Annotated in this window: 14 protein-coding genes; 7 read left to right on the top strand and 7 right to left on the bottom strand. The window is 62.6% G+C overall.

What is annotated here, in order from left to right; all coding sequences use genetic code 11:
* Window positions 1–6 precede the first annotated feature (6 nt).
* Window positions 7–459, bottom strand: a complete 453-nt coding sequence (locus SZ63_RS08910; protein WP_048184388.1) for a DUF5814 domain-containing protein — start codon at window positions 457–459, stop codon at window positions 7–9.
* The gene (locus tag SZ63_RS08905; protein ID WP_048184386.1) at window positions 456–1,082 is read right to left on the bottom strand and encodes a DUF2150 family protein; all 627 of its coding nucleotides are present in this window, start codon (window positions 1,080–1,082) and stop codon (window positions 456–458) included. The genes SZ63_RS08910 and SZ63_RS08905 overlap by 4 nt, the downstream gene beginning before the upstream one ends.
* 114 nt (window positions 1,083–1,196) lie before the next feature.
* Here SZ63_RS08905 and larE point away from each other — a divergent pair, with 114 nt between their 5' ends.
* Window positions 1,197–1,970 carry an ATP-dependent sacrificial sulfur transferase LarE gene (gene larE / locus SZ63_RS08900; protein WP_048184384.1) on the top strand — a complete coding sequence of 258 codons (774 nt, stop codon included), beginning with the start codon at window positions 1,197–1,199 and terminating at the stop codon, window positions 1,968–1,970.
* Window positions 1,958–3,136 (top strand): tRNA uracil 4-sulfurtransferase ThiI, encoded by a 1,179-nt coding sequence (gene thiI / locus SZ63_RS08895; RefSeq protein WP_052959118.1) that lies wholly within the window; start codon window positions 1,958–1,960, stop codon window positions 3,134–3,136. Before larE ends, thiI begins: the two co-directional genes overlap by 13 nt.
* 445 nt (window positions 3,137–3,581) lie before the next feature.
* Here thiI and pscS read toward each other — a convergent pair whose 3' ends face one another.
* Both pscS and SZ63_RS08885 read right to left on the bottom strand, forming a co-directional pair.
* Complete coding sequence (pscS, locus tag SZ63_RS08890; protein ID WP_048184380.1) at window positions 3,582–4,760, bottom strand: O-phospho-L-seryl-tRNA:Cys-tRNA synthase; 1,179 nt, start codon at window positions 4,758–4,760, stop codon at window positions 3,582–3,584.
* Window positions 4,757–4,939 (bottom strand): hypothetical protein, encoded by a 183-nt coding sequence (locus tag SZ63_RS08885; protein ID WP_048184685.1) that lies wholly within the window; start codon window positions 4,937–4,939, stop codon window positions 4,757–4,759. Before SZ63_RS08885 ends, pscS begins: the two co-directional genes overlap by 4 nt.
* A gap of 130 nt (window positions 4,940–5,069) precedes the next feature.
* Between SZ63_RS08885 and SZ63_RS08880 the strand changes: the two genes are divergently transcribed.
* The 4 genes from SZ63_RS08880 to SZ63_RS08865 are packed head-to-tail and all read left to right on the top strand — an operon-like array spanning window position 5,070 to window position 12,003.
* Window positions 5,070–6,230, top strand: a complete 1,161-nt coding sequence (locus tag SZ63_RS08880) for a metallophosphoesterase family protein (protein WP_048184378.1) — start codon at window positions 5,070–5,072, stop codon at window positions 6,228–6,230.
* The gene (locus tag SZ63_RS08875; RefSeq protein WP_048184376.1) at window positions 6,217–9,390 is read left to right on the top strand and encodes an AAA family ATPase; all 3,174 of its coding nucleotides are present in this window, start codon (window positions 6,217–6,219) and stop codon (window positions 9,388–9,390) included. The genes SZ63_RS08880 and SZ63_RS08875 overlap by 14 nt, the downstream gene beginning before the upstream one ends.
* The gene (locus tag SZ63_RS08870; protein WP_048184374.1) at window positions 9,387–10,427 is read left to right on the top strand and encodes a DNA double-strand break repair nuclease NurA; all 1,041 of its coding nucleotides are present in this window, start codon (window positions 9,387–9,389) and stop codon (window positions 10,425–10,427) included. Before SZ63_RS08875 ends, SZ63_RS08870 begins: the two co-directional genes overlap by 4 nt.
* Window positions 10,405–12,003 carry an ATP-binding protein gene (locus SZ63_RS08865; protein WP_048184371.1) on the top strand — a complete coding sequence of 533 codons (1,599 nt, stop codon included), beginning with the start codon at window positions 10,405–10,407 and terminating at the stop codon, window positions 12,001–12,003. Before SZ63_RS08870 ends, SZ63_RS08865 begins: the two co-directional genes overlap by 23 nt.
* A gap of 80 nt (window positions 12,004–12,083) precedes the next feature.
* Here the strand turns inward: SZ63_RS08865 and SZ63_RS08860 are convergent, their stop codons facing one another.
* Both SZ63_RS08860 and SZ63_RS08855 read right to left on the bottom strand, forming a co-directional pair.
* Complete coding sequence (locus tag SZ63_RS08860) at window positions 12,084–12,593, bottom strand: nucleotide-binding protein (protein WP_048184369.1); 510 nt, start codon at window positions 12,591–12,593, stop codon at window positions 12,084–12,086.
* Between the two features lie 12 nt (window positions 12,594–12,605).
* Entirely contained in the window at window positions 12,606–13,478 is an 873-nt protein-coding gene (locus SZ63_RS08855) for a formate/nitrite transporter family protein (RefSeq protein WP_048184368.1), read from the bottom strand.
* 935 nt (window positions 13,479–14,413) lie between these two features.
* Here SZ63_RS08855 and SZ63_RS08850 point away from each other — a divergent pair.
* The gene (locus SZ63_RS08850) at window positions 14,414–16,300 is read left to right on the top strand and encodes a chloride channel protein (protein WP_082122727.1); all 1,887 of its coding nucleotides are present in this window, start codon (window positions 14,414–14,416) and stop codon (window positions 16,298–16,300) included.
* A gap of 14 nt (window positions 16,301–16,314) precedes the next feature.
* Here SZ63_RS08850 and SZ63_RS08845 read toward each other — a convergent pair whose 3' ends face one another.
* Window positions 16,315–17,580, bottom strand: a complete 1,266-nt coding sequence (locus tag SZ63_RS08845; protein ID WP_048184366.1) for a Coenzyme F420 hydrogenase/dehydrogenase, beta subunit C-terminal domain — start codon at window positions 17,578–17,580, stop codon at window positions 16,315–16,317.
* Window positions 17,581–17,582: the final 2 nt, after the last annotated feature.

Raw genomic sequence — 17,582 nt, 5'->3', positions numbered from 1 at the left:
AGCGGTTCAGTGCTCGATCTTCTTGATGTGCTCGATGGCGTTCTCCGCCAGTTTCTCCCGCCCCTGCAGTTCGGCGACGTCCCGTATCGCCTCGAGCATGTGGACGGAGTCTTCGAGAAAACTCAGGATGTCGGCGGGGTAGAGATCAATCCCGTATTCGTCGAGGAGGTGGGCGCTGATCTGGCGGTGATCGAGCCCCAGCTCCCGAAACTCGATGATGGTGAGGGTGAACTTCCTCTCCGGGCACCCGCAGAAGGGTGCGTTCTTGCACTTGCAGTCCATGAAGTCGCGGAAGAAGGCCAGGAGCTGCTCGTGCGTCCGGCGATCGAGGTTCTCGAAGTCGATTGCCTTCCCGAGCGACTCAAGAAACGCGCCCGAGAAGACATGGTCCGGGAGCCGGAACCCTGCTGCCCGCTCAAGTTTCCGTGCCGCCCGGAACCGGGCCTTATCCGCAATCACGACGACTCGCCGGGCTCCTCGTCGAACTTCGAAAGCGACTTCATGGCGTTGCTCATGGTCTCGATCTCGATGAGCCACTCGTCGAAGAGGCCCGGGTTCTCCACGTTGTCCTTGATGTACTTCGCGCAGCAGGTGGCGCCGTCGACCACGGCGGCCCCGATATTCGCCGCAACCTCGAGCGCCTCCTCGAGGTTCTCCTCGTCGATGCCCTTGCCCTTCTTCACGAGGGCCTTGATGTCCGTCTCAAACCCGCCCTCGAGGTACTTCCGGCAGGCGGTGAAGAGCACCAGCAGCGAGAGCTGGAGCGACCCGATGATCTCCTCGAGTTCTCCCTCGGGAAGCCCGGTCATGACGATGAGTTCCACGTCGTCGAGTTTCTCGATGGCTTCCTCCTTCGTGAACCGGCCGTTCTGGTAGAGGCGGATGATCTTCAGGACCGAGAGGGTGATATCTTCGGTGAAACTGTAGAGCATCTGCTCGCCTTCCGAGACCTCGTCGCCCTCGGCGGGCTCGAAACTTGCTTCTTCCAGCGTCTTGATCCAGTTGTCCCAGCGCTCCTGATTGTAAAAGATATAGAAGAGCTTCATGGGTTCTGCCTGTTTGGCACTCGCTTTCTTCGCCATATCAGTACACATTCGGAGTGCCTCTGTTAAAAATCATTTGCTCTTCGTGCAGAAATCGGGAATTGGCGCGATTCGCGAACATTCATCTAGGACGAGCGAGCATATGAAGAGCAGATGATGAGAGCTCGCGGGCTAGATGCGCTCCTGAGATCGTACGAACCTGTTGCGGTCGCGCTCTCCGGTGGAACGGACAGTTCGGTTCTGCTGGCATTCGCCCGGCATCACAGGGTTCAGGCGATCGCCATCAGCGTCGATACCGGCCTTACACCGCCGGGGGAGCTCGCGACGGCGCGCAAACTCTCTGAGCGCCTGGGCGTTCAACACATCGTGATACCGCTCGGTATGCTCGAGATCCCCGCTGTCCGGGAGAACCGGCCGGAGCGGTGCTATGTCTGCAAGCAGGCGATGATGGAGGCGGTCGTGGCGGAGGCACGGCGGCAGGGATGCCGGACGGTGGTCGACGGGACCCACGCCGGTGATCGTGCGGATACCCGGCCCGGAATGCGGGCTCTCTCCGAACTCGGCATCAGGAGCCCGTTCGCCGAGTGCGGCATGGGGAAGGCGGATGTCGAGGCCCTTGCGAGGGAACTCGGGGTGCCCGTCCGCCCGCCGTCCGCGTGCCTTGCAACCCGCATCCCCACCGGCGAGCCGGTCACCCGGGAATGCCTCGCGCTCGTCGCGGCGGCGGAAGCCCTCCTCGCGCGCGAGATCCCGGGGACGATACGGGTCCGGTGTACCGGCGGCAACCGTGCTTCCGTCGAGGCCGACCCGGCACACCGGCGGAGGCTTGAGGAACTGCTCGGTGCGGTGAAGGAACTCGGATTCGAGGACGTGGCGATCGCCGCCGGGGGCTACCGGGAAGGAGGTGCGGATTCGTGGAAGCTGTGATGGTCAGGTACGGCGAGATCTTCCTCAAGAGCGAGACGGTGAAACGCCGGTATATATCGATATTGACGGAGAATATCCGGCTCGCGCTGGAGAGCGAGGGACTGACCCACCGTATCGAGACTTACCGGGGGAGGATCATGATTTACGGCGACGAGCCCCGGCGGATTGCCACGGCGGCCGCGAGAACGTTCGGGGTGGTGAGCACCAGCGTCTGCACGGTGACCGCGGCGGATATCGAGGGACTCGCGGCCACGGCCGTCGAGCACGCGGAGAGGTGTCTACGGCCAGGGATGTCGTTTGCGGTCAGGGCGCGCCGGTCGGGCGTCGAGGGGTTCGGCAGCCAGGAGCTCGCGGCGGCGGTCGGTTCGGCCGTCCTCGACCGGATACCGGAGGCGAGGGTCGACCTGACGGCGCCCGACTACGAGATATCCGTTGAAGCCCGGGAGTTCGGCGGCCTGGTCTACGACGAGAAGATTGCGGGGCCGGGCGGGCTCCCTTACGGGACGCAGGGTGAGGTGATGGCCCTGCTCTCGGAAGGAATAGACTCGCCGGTCGCGTCGTGGCTGATGATGCGCCGGGGGTGCCTGATGGTGCACGTCAACATGCACGGCGGTCGGTTCGGGGGTGCCGATGCGGAGAAGAACGTCCTGCAGAACCACGCCCGGCTCTCCACATGGGTACCGGGGCACCCTCTCGACCTCCTGGTCGTGAAGATGGAGCCGTTCTTTGAGGCGATTACGGGGCTGAAAGAGCCGCGCTACCGGTGCGTTCTCTGCAAGCGGTTCATGCTCCGGGTGGCGAGCCTCCTTGCAAACGAGTGGGAAGCCACCGCTCTGGTCAGCGGCGACAACCTTGGGCAGGTGGCATCCCAGACACTGGCGAACATGGCGGTGATTGCTCCTGCGGCGACCGTTCCGGTGCTCCGGCCGCTGATCGGGTTCGACAAGACGGAGGTCGTCGACCGAGCGCGCGCCATCGGGACGTTTCAGGCGCGGCCGGGAGACGTCGGGTGCACGGTCGCCCCCCGCTACCCCTCGACGGCGGCGCCCGCGGAGACGATCGTGAAACTCGAAGAGGAGATCGATGCGGCGGGTCTCGCGGAACGGGCAGCGGCGACGGTGCGGCGGTATCGGGCGAAGAACGGGGTGGTTGAGGAGGTGGGGTGAAGAATTAGGTGCAACTCCACCCGATGATACTTGCATGCCGAATCATACAGACACCATTCGCAAAACTTTGCGGCTCCTTGAGTCTCTGAAACCCTGCACCGGTAGACGTTTGAATCCCCATCCCTTGCCTGTCGCACTTTAAACCCCGGAGGGTTCTCGTACGTTCCGTGTTCACGTGCATTCATGCACGGATTTTGAGGGGATATCGCCACCCCAAGGCGATAATCCCACGGTCCACTGTACCGGGTTTTGCCCACGTTCCTGACAGTTTAACGTGCGCAGTAACACCATTGAAGTGATCACCCTGCATTGTCCACTTTGAAGGATAATTTGTGGACTCTAGGGTCAGGGCCCGACTACCTCGTATATACGCTGTTCTTGGGCGTGAGAACTACGCCCCGGGTTACAGCCACCTGCTCTAAAAAAAAGAATTCCGAGGAGCCCCTCAGACAATATTCAACCCGTTCTCCCGCGCAATCCCGACAAACGACTCCCCCACGTGCCGGATCTGCTTCTCCGTCAGCCCGTAGGTGTTGAACTTCCAGACCTTCGTGGAGCCGGCAATGACGCCGGTGACGCCTCGCTTCTTCAAGTCGCTCGAGAGGAAGAAGCCGCGCTTCTTGTGCTGCTCTGCCACCTTATCGAAGGACTCGCGGGTATCGATCCTTGTCAGGGTGTGCTGCCGCGGGTAGTCGGAGAGGACTTTCGTCCCCTCGATGGAGAGGAGGGCGTCCGTGACCGCCTGCGAATGCGCCACCTCGGTATCCCAGTGCTTCACCCGCTCCCTGACGTGCGGGAACGAGGCCATCATCCCGACGACGGTGACGCCCATCAGGGTGCAGCCCATCATCTCGACCTCCTTTATCCCGAACGTCCGGCCGGTGACGTCGCCCTTCGCCTGCGTCGTCCTGAAGACCCGCTCCGCGTGCTCGTTCGTCGTCGCGAGGACGCCGGAGGGCGCCGGGGCCGCCATGCTCTTGTGGCCCGACCCGACCACGAAGTCGGCGCCGAGAGTTTTCCCGTCAACCGGCATGATCCCGACCGTGTAGGCCCCGTTGACGAGGACGGGGATGTCATACTGGTGGGCGACCTTTATGATACCCGCGACGTCGTGGACGTTCCCGAACTGGTAGTCGACGTGGTCGATGAAGAGCAGGGGCGGCGTCTTCGAGAACTCCCGGATCACCGCCTCGATCTTCTCTGCAGCGGCGTCGGGGGTGATGTGGTTCTTTACGTCCTTTTGGATCTCGAGCGGAATCCCGCCCGCTTCCTCGACCGCCATGAACTCGGTGTAGTGGGCGAGCGCCGTCACGATGACCGGGTCGCCTTTCTCCACGTAGGTGCTCGCGACCGCCTGGAACCCCCGGCGCGCTCCCGGCACCACCCGCACCGCGTCCATATTCAGCCACGCGGCGAGGTCCGCGTGGAACTGCGCGATGGGTGGCTTCTTGATGTAGTCGAGCCTGAAGGGGCTCCGGCAGTTGTCGCAGACAGAGTAGCCGTCAGCAAAGGATATCGCCGCCTTCATCGCATCGGCGGTGAGCCGCCCGCCCGCCTGGATGGGGTCGATGTTGATATACATCTCCTCGACGTCGCGGGACTCGATATCGACCGCGCACTTCACCGTACCAACTCCTCTTCGAGGATTGCAACCTGCCGTTTCACCTTTTCGAGGGTTGTTGCGGCGCGCTCCTTCTGGCCTTCGTCGAGGTCATGCCCGGGAGCGGTCTCCCGGAGCAGGAACCGGACGTCGGAGAGGAGGAATAGTGCCTGAAAAACTGCATCAACGGCTCTTTTTGACACGAGATCACCATACAAATATCAGTGGAGATATATTAGATTACGCGTATTCCGGACGCCGGTCCGGTGCCGGCCACTTTCGCGCCACGCAGATCAGGCATTTATACTCAAGCGACACGGAGACTAATTGGGCATGAAGATCGTTCACCTGGCAGACACGCATCTCGGATTATCGGCTTTTAACCGGGTGGATCCGGAGACCGGGATGAACCTGCGTGAGCAACTCATCTACGAAAACTTCCTTGCCGCCGTCGACCGGATCGTTGCCTTACGGCCCGATGCGCTCGTCCACGCGGGTGACCTCTTCCACCAGGTCAAGCCGAAGACCCGCGCCTACACGACGGCGCTCGACGCCCTCTCCCGCCTGCACGATGCGGGAATCCCGGTGCTCATGGTCGCGGGCAACCACAGCATGGCCAAGACCCGGTACACGGCGTCGCCGTTCGAGGTGCTCGAGCGCGGGGGCTACCGCGCCCGCGACCTCTACGTCGCCCACCACAACCGCTACCGGCGGGTGGAACTCGGGGAGACCGTCTTTCACCTGATACCGAATATGCTCGAGGCGGAAGGCTACCGGAGGGCGTTCGAAGAGGTCGAGTTTTCCGGCGGCACGAACGTGCTCGTCACCCACGGCCTTGCAAGCATCTTAAAGGACAAACGGCTGCATACCGTCGCCGAGCACGAACTGGACGCGACCATCCTCTCCGACCGGTTCGACTACATCGCGCTCGGCCACTTCCACGGCCAGGTGCAGGTCGCGGACAACGCCTGGTATAGCGGCTCGCTCGAACACTGCAACTACGGGGAGATCGCAGAGGAGAAGGGCGGCCTCGCCGTGAACCTTGCATCAGGCGAGGTCGAGCATATCGAACTCCCGCGCACGCCGATGTTCAGCCTCGGCCGGATCAACTGCGACGGGCTCTCGGCGAGAGAGGTCGTGGACGGGATCCTCGACGCTGCCGAGAGCCACGAGAAGATGATCTACCATGCGATCTGCCAGGTCACGCTCGATGGGATACGCCGCGATACGCTCCGCGCGCTCGACCAGAAAGCGCTCCAGGATGTCCGGAACCGTGCACTGGATCTCAAACTGCAGGTGATGGCCGTCGACGACCCGTCCCGGATCTGTTACGAGGACTCGCTCGTCGGCCTCGACTACGCCGCCGAATTCGAGCGGTTCGTGGAGAGGGAGCACCTTGCTCCCGGCGACGAGGAGTTCGTGAAGAAGACCGGGACGGAGGTTCTCCGGTCGGTCATCGCGCGCCATAAAGAGGTGGAGAGTGCTTCTGAATAAACTCCGGATGCGGAACTTCAAGCGCTTCCGCGACCAGGAGATCGTCTTCCAGGACGGCATCACGGGGATCGTCGGGAACAACGGGACCGGCAAGAGCAGCATCGTCTCCGCCGTCCTCTTCGCCCTCTACGGCGTACAGGGCACCGGGCTCGACGGTGATTACATCGTCAGTTCATTTGCGGGGCCGCAGGACATCTGCGAGGTTCGCCTGGACTTTTCGGTCGGCGGCAACGAGTACGCCGTTGTCCGCAGATTCAAACGCCGCGCCTCGTCAAACCTCCACGAGGCAAATCTCTACCTGAACCAGAAACTCCTCGCGAGCAGCGTCCAGAAGGTGGGGCAGGAGGTGCAGCGGGTTGTCGGCATGGGCCCGGGCGATTTCCGCAACACCATCTACGCCGGGCAGAAGGAACTCCTTGCCCTGCTCGAGAGCAGGGCCGGATCCCGGAAGGACTGGTTCATGCAGGTGCTGGGCATCGATTACCTCAAGAAAGACAGCATGGAGCACCTCAAATTGATCGTCGATGCCCGGGAAGGGAGCTGCCGGGAGCTCTCCGGCCGGCTCCAGGAACTGGATGCCGAAGGGGTTCGCGACCGCCTTGCGGCGCTCCGCGCAGATCTCGCCGGGGCGGAGGAGGAGGCGGAGAAAGCCCTGGGGAGAGAGACGGCTGCCGCGGAGGAACTCGATGGTGCGAGGAAGGAGCGCGACCGGCTGCTCTCGGTGCGCGAGCGTTACCTGCACCTTTCGCGGGAAGAGGAGATGCTCGCGGCCGAGATCGAGCGGCTCCAGGGCGAGTGCCGGGAGACGGAAGGGGAGATCGCTGAACGGCAGCGGCTGCAGGCCGAACTCGAAGGACTCGCTCTCCTTGCCGACCGCTATGAGGCCCTGAAGGCCGAAACGGCCGCGATGGCCGGGGAGAAGGAGTTCACCGAACGTCTGACCCTCGAAGCGAATGCTGCGGAGGAGCAGGTTCGGGAGCACGGCGAGCGCCGCACGAAGGCCGAGAAAGAACTCGCCGCGCTTGCAGAGGACGAAAAAGCGGCTGCCGGCCTTACCCGCGAAGTCGCCGGGTGGCAGGCCCTCCGCGAGCGCATCGCTGCGATGAAGGAACTCCAGCCGGAGTACGACGCCCTCCGCGAAGAACTCGCGCGCATGGAAGAGCGGTTCGCCCAGATCGAGCGGCGAGTCGGGGAGAACCGGACGGAGATCGAAGGGATCGAGGAGAAGGCCGGGCGTCTCCGCGCTCTCGAAGAGGAGATCGGGGAGTACGACGCCCTCCTGGCCCGCGAGGAGGTGTTTCTCCGCGCCCAGGAACTCGCCCGGCAGGAGGAGCGGTGCCTGCGGGAGGTCGACGCGGCTTCCGAAGAGATGAGTCTCCTCGAGAGCGAGATTGCCGGGCTCGCCCGACAGCTTGCCGGGATGGACTCCATCGAAGAACAGATCGAATCAACGGAGAGCCGGAAAGAGTACCTGACCTCGCGGATCAGCGCGTGCTCCGAACGGCAGGAGACGATCCGTGAGGAGATCCGAAGGCTGGCCGAACACCGGGCGGAGATCCTTGCCGCCGGCCCGGAGGGGTCGTGCCCGACGTGCCACCAGGGCCTCGGCGACCACTACGAGGAACTGGTCGGCGATCTTGCAAATGCTGCAGCGGCGATGCAGAAGGCGCTCGCCGACCTCGAGGGCGGGCATACGAGGGCGACCGCCGAGCACGCGAGCCTCGTCGCCGCACTGAAGGACCTTTACGGGCAGCGCACCGCCTTGCAACGCTTAAAAGAGCAGCACGCGCTGTATTCGTCCCGGTACGAGCAGAGCGCGAGCGTCGGAGAGCGGTGGCGGGCCGAGGCGGAGGGGCACCGTGCGGCGATGCGGGCGCTCGGGGTGGAAGAGTACGACCCGGCGGCGCACGCCGCTCTCAAGGAGCGGATCCGCGCACTCTCGGAGAAGCGGGCGGCGGCCGATACCCTCCGGGGCGAATGCAGCCGTCTCCACCCCCTCCAGGAGGAGCGGCAGCGGCTCATCGGCGACGTCGAGGACCACCTCGCCCGAAAGGAGGAACTTGAGACGAAGATCTCCCGGCTCGGGTTCGACCCGGCGGCCCTGCAGCGGCTGGAGGCCGAGGCGCAGGCGCTCGAGCCGTCTTACCGGGCTTACGCGGAAGCACAGGCCCGGCTCGCGCGGCGGCCGGCGCTGGCAGAGGAACTGCAGGGCATCTCCGCACGAATCGACGAGTTCGGGGAGAAGTTGCAGGCTATCCGGGATGAACTCGCCCGGCTCTCGTTCGACCCCGACCGGTACGCACGCCTCAACGAGGAATGCGGCCGTGCCGAAGCGGCGCACCGGAGAGCGTTCGAACTCCGCGTCCGCCTCGAAGAGGTCCCGAGGCTGGTCGAGGCGCTGGAGGCGAAGCGGACGCTCCTCGCAGAGAGAGAGGGCGCGCTGCTCCGGGCCAGGGAGGCCGTCGAAGAATTCGGGTTCACCGAGGAGGCTGTCGCGGCGGCGGAGGAGCGGGTCGCGGGCTGCGAACGGGATCTTGCGGCGGCACGCGAGCAGCGATCCGCCGTTGCTTTCCGGATAAACAGTCTCAAGATGGATCTCGAGAAAGAGACCGGGCGACTCTCGCGTGCGGACGACCTCATCCGGCAGCAGGAGGCGCTCACCGAGGAGATCGTGCGGCTGAAACTGACCCGGTCGCTGATCAAAGAGTATGCCGACTACCTCCTCCAGGTGGTCAGGGACCGGATCGAGGAGGAGGCGGGGAGGGTGCTCGCGGAGATCACCGACGGGCGCTACGGCACGGTGATGCTCGACGACGACTTCACCGTCCTCGTCCACGATATGGGCGACGACTACCCGGCCGACCGGTTCAGCGGCGGCGAGCAGGACGATATCGCCATCGCACTCCGGGTGGCGCTCTCCCGGTTCCTCGCCGAGGTGAACGAGGTGCACGACTCCACGTTCCTGATCTTCGACGAGATCTTCGGGAGCCAGGATGAGGGACGGCGCAACAACCTTCTCCGGGCGCTCCGGACCCAGGAGGCTCACTTCCCCCAGATCCTCCTGATATCCCATATCACCGAGGTTCAGGACGAGTTCTCGACGACGCTGATGGTCGAGATGGGTGGAGATCAGGCGAGCCGGGTCAGGGAGTTCGAATGACCGACCCGAATATCGTTTACCGGGACGCGATCCGTCGGATCGCAGGGCGGATCCGCGAGTGCGCCCCGCCCGACCTTGCCGGGCGGTTCGCGGCCGCCGGGGGGTTCGACACTTCGTCGTATCGCCGCTGCCCATCCCGGTTCGACGGGGCGGTCTGTGCGGTGGACGGGAGCAACACCGTCATCCTCGATGCAGGCAGTTTTGCCGTTGCCGCCGTCCGGGCATCGGTCAGCTCGTACGCGGACGGTTCGCGCCTCCACCACCGGACGACGCCTCTCCAGATCGTCACGGTCAACCCGGGGAAGGGGAACGTGGACTTCGACGAGATCTATCATGACTGCTTCCACTGCACCCCGAAGGTGCACCTCGACCACGACGACCCGGTTCGGAATACCGCCGTCATCCGGGATACCCTTGAGTTCTGGGCGGCGATGGAGATGGCCGCGGAGCTCGATGCCGGTGACCTCATCGTCCTCGACGGCACGCTCCAGGTCCGCCACGCGAGCCACGACGAGGTCGTCGAGCGCCTCCTGAACCTCTGCAACCTCCGGGGGGTGCTGATCGCCGCGGTGACGAAACGGACGTCGCTCACCTGGGGCGGCGGACACCCGATCGTCCCGGCGGCGGAAGGGCTCGCCCGCGATCTCGGCATCCCGGGACCGTGGTACCTCTGCGTCTCCGCCGCCGAAGGCCTGATCGACCGCCTGGAGACACACTCCTGGAAGCAGCGGGGCGAGCAGTACGTCGCCCGGCTGCACCCGCGGGCGGAGCGGGCGTTCAAGGTGGAGATCCCCGCGTTCTACAGCGCGGAGATGGTCGAGCGGGTCTTCTCGGCGCTCGCGGCCTACGCCGACGACGGGAGGGTCACGGGCTACCCCTACCCGCTCCTCGACGCCCACCTCACCACCAAGATCGGGAAGGATGCGGTCGAGCAGGTCCGCCAGGACATCATCCGCGACATGGATCGGCTCGGCATGACCCTTTCCGATTACACCGGCCTCTTTGGTGACTATCATGATGAGTTTGACCGATATTGACGGCGACGACGCCTCGAAATACCGCCTGATCGGTGACCGGGTGCTCGGTTACCGGTTTGCCGTCCCCCACGACGCGGAACTCTATCTCGGGGACGTGTTGAAGATCACCGACGACATCAAAGGGCTGACGTTCTTTGCGAAGGTGAACGATCTCCTCCACGACTGCAACTTCTCCGACCCGAAGTGGGATACCCGACCCCATACCGAGCACTTCTACGGGATCGGGGAGGACGTCTTCATCCTCGTGGAGGCGACGCCGCTCGGATACGTCGGGGGCGACGGCACGTTCCGCAAACCCCGGACGATCCCTGCGAAGTTCTCCCGCGTCGAGCGCCCGGACTCGCGCGACTTCGCGTTCCTCGCGCAGGTGATGGGCGAGATCGAGGTCGGGGTGATGAAGACCGGTCAGGGCGTCTTAAAAGACGTCAGGGTGGCGCTCCATGCACAGGTGATGCGCCAGCACATGGGCGTCTTCGCGACGACCGGCATGGGCAAGAGCAACTTCATGAAGGTCTTCTGCGCCTCCTGCATGAGGGCACGCGAGTTCGGGCTCCTCATCGTCGACCCGCACGGCGAGTACGTGGCGGGAGGCCGGTCGTCGAGCGGAGAGGCCACCATGGGGCTCCTGCATTACCAGGCCGGCCGGGACGGGCTCGAGGTCTTCTCCACCCGGCCGGAGGATTACAGGCGGAAGTATCACCTGAACCAGCTCTACCTGGACCACGACGACTTCAGGGCGCCCGACCTCCTCCTCCTCTACGAGCACTCGCCGCCCCAGCGCGAGGTCGTGGAGATGCTCGAGAGCACGCCCGGCTCCGACGTGATCGACTTCTTCCAGAGCACCGATTTCGCGACCTTCGACGCCGGGACCTACACCGGCCGGCACCCCCGGATAGCGAACGACCTGAAGAACTTCTCGCCGAGCACCCTCTCGGTGATGCAGCGGCGCATCGCGGGGATGATGAACCGGAATCGGGGCTTCTTCCGGAGGCAGGGCTCCTCGATCCCGGATATCCTGAAGGCGCTCCACGAGAACAAGGTCGTCCTGATCGACATCCCCGGGATGAGCGAGCAGAGCGAGCTCTTCGTCCTCTCGATCATAACCCGCAAGATCATGCGCAGCCACCAGGGCGAGGAGGCCGGGGGCGAGGGGGAGCCCAAGCAGGTGCTGATCACCATCGAGGAGGCGCAGCGGGTGCTCGGCTCGGGGCTCGGGAACACCAGGACGTTCCGCGAGGCGGCGATGGAGGGGCGGAAGTTCGGCGTGGGGCTCTGCGTGGTCACCCAGCAGCCCAAGAACATCGACGCCCGGGTTCTTGCGCAGCTGAACACCTTCGTGGTGATGGGGCTCTCCGATCGCGGCGACCGCGACACCATCGCAAGCAGCGCAAAACAGGATCTCTCGGCTCTGGACTCCGAGATCCAGACGCTCGAACGCGGAGAGGCGGTCATCAGCACCATCGGGATACCCTTCCCGGTGAGCACCCGGATCCATCTCTTCGAGGACTATATCCTGGATCTCAACAGAAAGCCGGCGGCAAAGCCGATAGACGACGGGCTTGAAAAGACGTTTTAACAACGCACGAAGGTGATTCTGGCAGGAAACCGTACCGTTTCCGCCGTCCCTTCACTGAATTGCTTGACGCCCTGCGGGCGTCAGGATTGCTGAACGCTCTCGACTTTCCGTATGGAGACGCAGTTGATGACCGCATCCCCGGTCATGATGTAGCGTTTGACGACGACTCCGAGCACCTCGACCAGGTCCCCTTTCTGCACGTCTTCTGCCGGTGAGGTGAACATCTTGACCGATATCTCACCTGTCCGGTCGGCGACGAGGTACTGCGGCCGGTTGAGGAACTGGAAGTGAACCCGCTCGACGACACCCTTTATGCGCACCGGTTCGCCGAGCTTGTTCAAGTTGATCTCCCGTATCCGGGCGTTCTTTGCTTCCGCTTCATATATCGGCACCAGCGACGCGTACTGCTTCTGGCTCATGTAGTTGAGTGCCATGGGTATGAGAAGCAGCATGACCGCCGAGGGTACCGCCCAATACAGCGTGCGTACATCCCCGGTTGTGAAGACATACGCGGCGATCAGGATGATAAAAAAGAGGAAGACGGCCACGGTAACGGCCGTCACCCTCACTTTGACATCTCCGATTTGCATCGTCAATCAGGGTTACTTAAGGGCTGCAATTTCCTTTCTGAACGCGACCCAGTAGAGAACACCGACGAAGAAGAGACCGCCGACGATGTTGCCGAGCGTGGCCACAATGATGTTGTTGGTCCACATGGTCACCCAGTTCAGCGTCTCGACTGCCTTCGTGGGGTCGATGCCCGTGCAGAAGATGCCTGCGGGGATGAAGTACATGTTCGCAACACACTGCTCGAACCCGCTGGCGACGAAAGCGAAGATCGGGAACCAGATACCGACGATCTTACCGATCGCGTCGTCGGCGCAGATACCGAGCAAGACAGCAAGGTTGACGAGCCAGTTACAGCCGATTGCCTTGAGGAAGAGCGACCAGAGGCCCATGGCACCGACGTAACTCGTCTTTGCGGTTGCTATGGCAACCGCTCTCGTGCCGAACGCGGTGAGCGTCGCGGCTCCGGCGGCATCGAAGCTGGCGAACGGGCCGTATGCCATGATATACGCGAAGATAAGCGACCCGATGAGGTTGCCGATATATACCCAGACCCAGAGGTTGAGCACACTAGCCCAGCTGACCTTGTGGATGAACGCCGCCATAGGGGCGAGCATCGCGTCGCCGGTGAAGAGTTCGGCACCGGTCATGATTGTGATGATAAGCCCCACAGGGAAGACAGCACCCAGAATGAGCTGGGAGACACCGGGACTCGCGGCACCGAACCGCATCGCAACGTCGGTTGCCTGGATACCGGTCGAACAGACCGTCGCCAGGGCAGCACCCATCGCGATGAATGCTCCGGACAGGACACCACGCAGGACCATGTTCCAGGCCGGCAGTCCGACCTTGTACTTCCCGGCATCACCTGCTTTTGCTACGATAGCAACTGGAGGATGGAATACCATTTTTCATACACCTCTCTAAACGTCCTACCTATACCATCAAGTAATTCGAATGGATAGGTCTAGTTAATCAGTAATTTAAGAGTGCTATTAATAGGTTTCGAAATGATCGCTGTGCGCGGCGAAGATAACCAAAATTCAGGCGTTTATCCCCGCTTTAAGTTAATTCCTGTCGTTAAACACCAAATATCAATAAACGATGCTTTTGCTATTACATACGCAGCCACGCAGAATATATGGGGTTTGAAGCGAGTTTGCGGACAGGTGTACGGAGGCGGGCGCGCAGATCCTGCCCTTTCCACGCGTGCCTGGGCCGGGGTACCGGGCGTGCGGTAAAATCGTCATAGATGTATGCGCGTCGGGATATGCTTCAAGAATGGGTGTGGAAAGGGATTTTAAAGCGTTTTTTTGAGAAAATAGTTTATTTATCCGGTTTAACAGGCCACCCCTCTCCGGATCGCGCCTCCTTTTGAACAGCTCTGAAGATGCCGCGGCACCCATCCCCACCCGTGTGTGCGCTCCGTCTCTCCGGGGTCTGTCCCGATAGCCGCCACCGGGGATGACGGACGCGGGATCTTGTACTGACAGCCCTCAAGAACGGGACGAACATCTGCCTCTCCCGGAGATGGGTACCTCCGATAATCCATCCGATGTCACGCTCCTCCCGGCGATACGGATATACCGGGCCTCCGCCGATTGTGGGTGCAGTCTGGGAACCCCTCGCCCCGGACATCGCGTCTTATAGGGTCACTGTCGGGCTTCTGGTGGCAACCGGTACCCGGGCACCCTCGCGGGAGGCCATCGGGCTGTCCGGGAGCGATGCCGATGAAGCAGGCGCACCGGGAAATCCGGCGGACGCACATAACTTTTTCCCATATACTATCGCACGAAGTCAATCAAATCACATAAATGTTGGGCTAACGTATTCACTGTATTCCATGCAGGTCGAGGAAACCGTCACTCCCTACAGGAGAGTTATACTTATCGCCGTCATCGTCGGGCTCATTGCCGGCCTCGGCGCTCTGTTCTTTTTCGAAGGGTTGAAACTGGGAACTGCATTCTTCATGGAAGGGATCGTAGGGTTTCAAATCCCTAAGGAAGGGCAGAACCTCCAGGATATTGCTCAGTGGGCTCCTCCCGATAACCTCTGGATGATCCTCCCCGTCATCTGTTTCGGAGGGCTTCTCTCCGGTCTCCTGGTCTACACCTTCGCCCCGGAGGCGGAGGGGCACGGGACGGATGCGGCGATAAAGGCGTTTCACGGAGGGAAAAAAGTGCGCTGGCGCGTTCCCCTCGTCAAAGCAGTCACCGCCGTCCTGACCATCTCGACGGGAGGAAGCGCGGGGCGTGAAGGGCCGACCGCACAGATGTCGGCCGGCTTCGGCTCGATCGCCGCCGATCTTCTGGGCCTCTCCGCACGTGAGCGGAGGCTTGCTATCGCCACCGGTGTCGGCGCCGGAATCGGCACGATCTTTATGGCGCCTCTCGGGGGGGCGATCCTCGCTGCGGAGATCCTCTACAGGCAGGATTTCGAGACCGAAGCGATCGTTCCTGCGTTTCTGGCTTCTGTCATCGGTTACGCCATCTTCGGCCTGGTTGAAGGCTTTGAACCGGTCTTCGGCCCCGGGGTGACTTCCTGGAACGTTTCCCAGATCCCGTTCTTCATCCTCCTCGGCGTGGTCTCGACTGCAGTCGGTCTGATCTACATAAACACATTCTATGGGACAAACAGGATTTTCAAAAAGGTATTCAGCCGCCTGAAGATCCCGAATCATTTCAAACCCCTCGCCGGGGCATTCCTCACCGGCACGTTCGTCCTCGCTCTTGCCGCCCTCTCTCCCGAAGCGGCAATCGTCGGGCTCGGGAGCCTCGGTACCGGATACGGCTTTGCGCAACTCGCGCTCTATAACATGCTCCCTGTCGGGGTGCTGCTCTTCCTCCCGTTTGCAAAGATCCTGACTACGTCGCTCACCATCGGTTCCGGGGGGAGCGGCGGCGTCTTCGCACCGGGGCTGGTGATCGGGGGGGCGACGGGAGGCGCCTTCGGTTCCCTGCTGCACCTCGCCCTTCCCGGGATCATACCCGCCGAATCAGTGCCGGTCTTCTTCATCGTCGGGATGATCGCTCTCTTCGGTGCGATCTCCCATGCACCCATCGCGGTCATGATCATGGTCGTGGAGATGACCGGCGACTTCTCCCTGCTCGTGCCGGCGATGGGCGCCGTATCTGTGGCGGTCATTCTCATCGGCCAGTCCACCATCTTCCGCGAACAGGTGTTGAACCGTTCACAGTCGCCCGCTCACCGCGACGAGTATATGATTGAGATCCTTCAGGATATTCACGTGGGCGATGTTATGGTGCCCCGTGACCGGATTGTGGCCGTTTCGCCCGATGATACCGCCGGACGGGTGCTTCACCTGATTGACAGGACGCTGCACACCGGATTTCCGGTGCTCGATAAGAAAGGGAGCCTCGTCGGCATGATCGCTCTCGACGATGTCAGAGACAACCGGATAAACGGCGAACATGACGAACTGGTGGAGGATGCCATGAGTTCACGTGTATTCACCGTGCATCACGCCTGTACGCTCCGCGAGGCCCTGGATCTGATGACCGAGCGCGACATTCATCACCTGCCCGTCGTCCCGGCAGACGACCCAAGAGAACTCTCCGGGTTCATCACCCGGACGGATATTATGAAGGCCTATACCCAGAAGGCATCGCGGTCGGCAGGGAGGCGCCACCGTACCGGTTCCGTTACCCTGATCGAATCGGATACGGCAGCAGAAAAGAGTTCCGGCGGCAAAAAAAGGGCGGAGGGTTGAGATTTCAGCCCGGGTCATCTGAAGATGTCGAAGATCTGATCGCTCCCCGTCGCCTCGAGGCGTTTTCTCTCCGCCGTCTCCTCGACGAGCGCGAGCACCGGCGGGGTCATGTCCTCGCCCGGGTGGAACCCGAAGAGTTTCTCGAGGTCGGTCTGGATGGCGTGAAGGAAGACCGAGTTCGAGATCTCCACGGGGCAGAGCTCCTCGCACTGGCCGCAGTTGACGCATGAGTCGGAGATGTGCGCGAACCGGATCAGGTGGAACATGAACGGCGGCGGGATCACGCCGGGCTCGACCAGGTAGTCCTTCTTCGTGCTGCAGTCGACGCAGTAGCAGATCGGGCAGTTCTCGATGCAGGAGTAGCACTTGATGCACCGGCTCGTCTGCTCCCGGATCCTGTTCAGGCGCTCCGTTCCCTCGCCGAGCGCCCCGAAGTAGCGTTCCCGCCACTTATCGCCGAGTTTCAGCATCGCGTTCTCGACTTTGCCGCGGATCTCGATGCCCTTGGGGTTTGCGGGCTCGGTGGAGACCGCTCCGGCTTTTGCGGCGGCGTTGAGGAGGTTTGCACCCTTCTCGGAGCAGACTTCGACGAAGGTGGCGTTGCCGGCTTTTTCACCAATAACGCCCCAGTTGCCGCAGGCAAGGTCTGCCTGGCGCGGGATCTTGATCTTGCACCGGCGGCAGTTGCTGCGGCGGCCGAGGCCCGGGTCCCCGAGGAGATCCTCCGACCCCTCCTCGAGTTCGTCGATTGAGACGGAGGCGTGCTCGCCGTCCTTTGTCACGACGATGAACTTTCCTTTGTCGATCTCCTCCTTGACGACCGAATCGGGGTCAAGGCCGAGCTTCTCCCGGACGATGATCCGGGCCGTCTCCGGCCGGATGGTGCCGCCGCAGTTGAGGCCGATGATGATGATGTTGTCCAGGTTGACCTGGTTGCGCTTCGCCATCTCGTAGATTGCCTTGACGTCGCAGCCTTTAAGTACGGTCGCGATCCTCATGTTCGGCTCGGTGGCAAGAAGACATCGCCGCATCTGCTTGGGGAGCAGCAGGGTGCCGCAGTGAAGCGATCCCGCAATCCCCCCGATCTCGGCGGGATCGGTGATCATGGCCGGCAGCGCGTCGTAGACGTCCGCGCCCTTCCTGACCGCGAAGACCGCGTCGACCATGCCGCTCTCGAGGGCGTGGCGCAGCAGCGCGGTGACCGCCCCGCCGGTCTCGGCCTTCGCGCGGAGTTCGTCGTCCGTCGTCCATGCATAGAGTAAATCGCCTTTGCCAGCCATTT

This window comes from Methanoculleus sediminis, from assembly GCF_001017125.1.
In the GTDB taxonomy this organism is placed as follows: Archaea; Halobacteriota; Methanomicrobia; order Methanomicrobiales; family Methanoculleaceae; genus Methanoculleus; species Methanoculleus sediminis.
The sequence above is the reverse complement of the archived record's forward strand: the minus strand, read 5'-3'. Positions and strand labels throughout refer to the sequence as shown.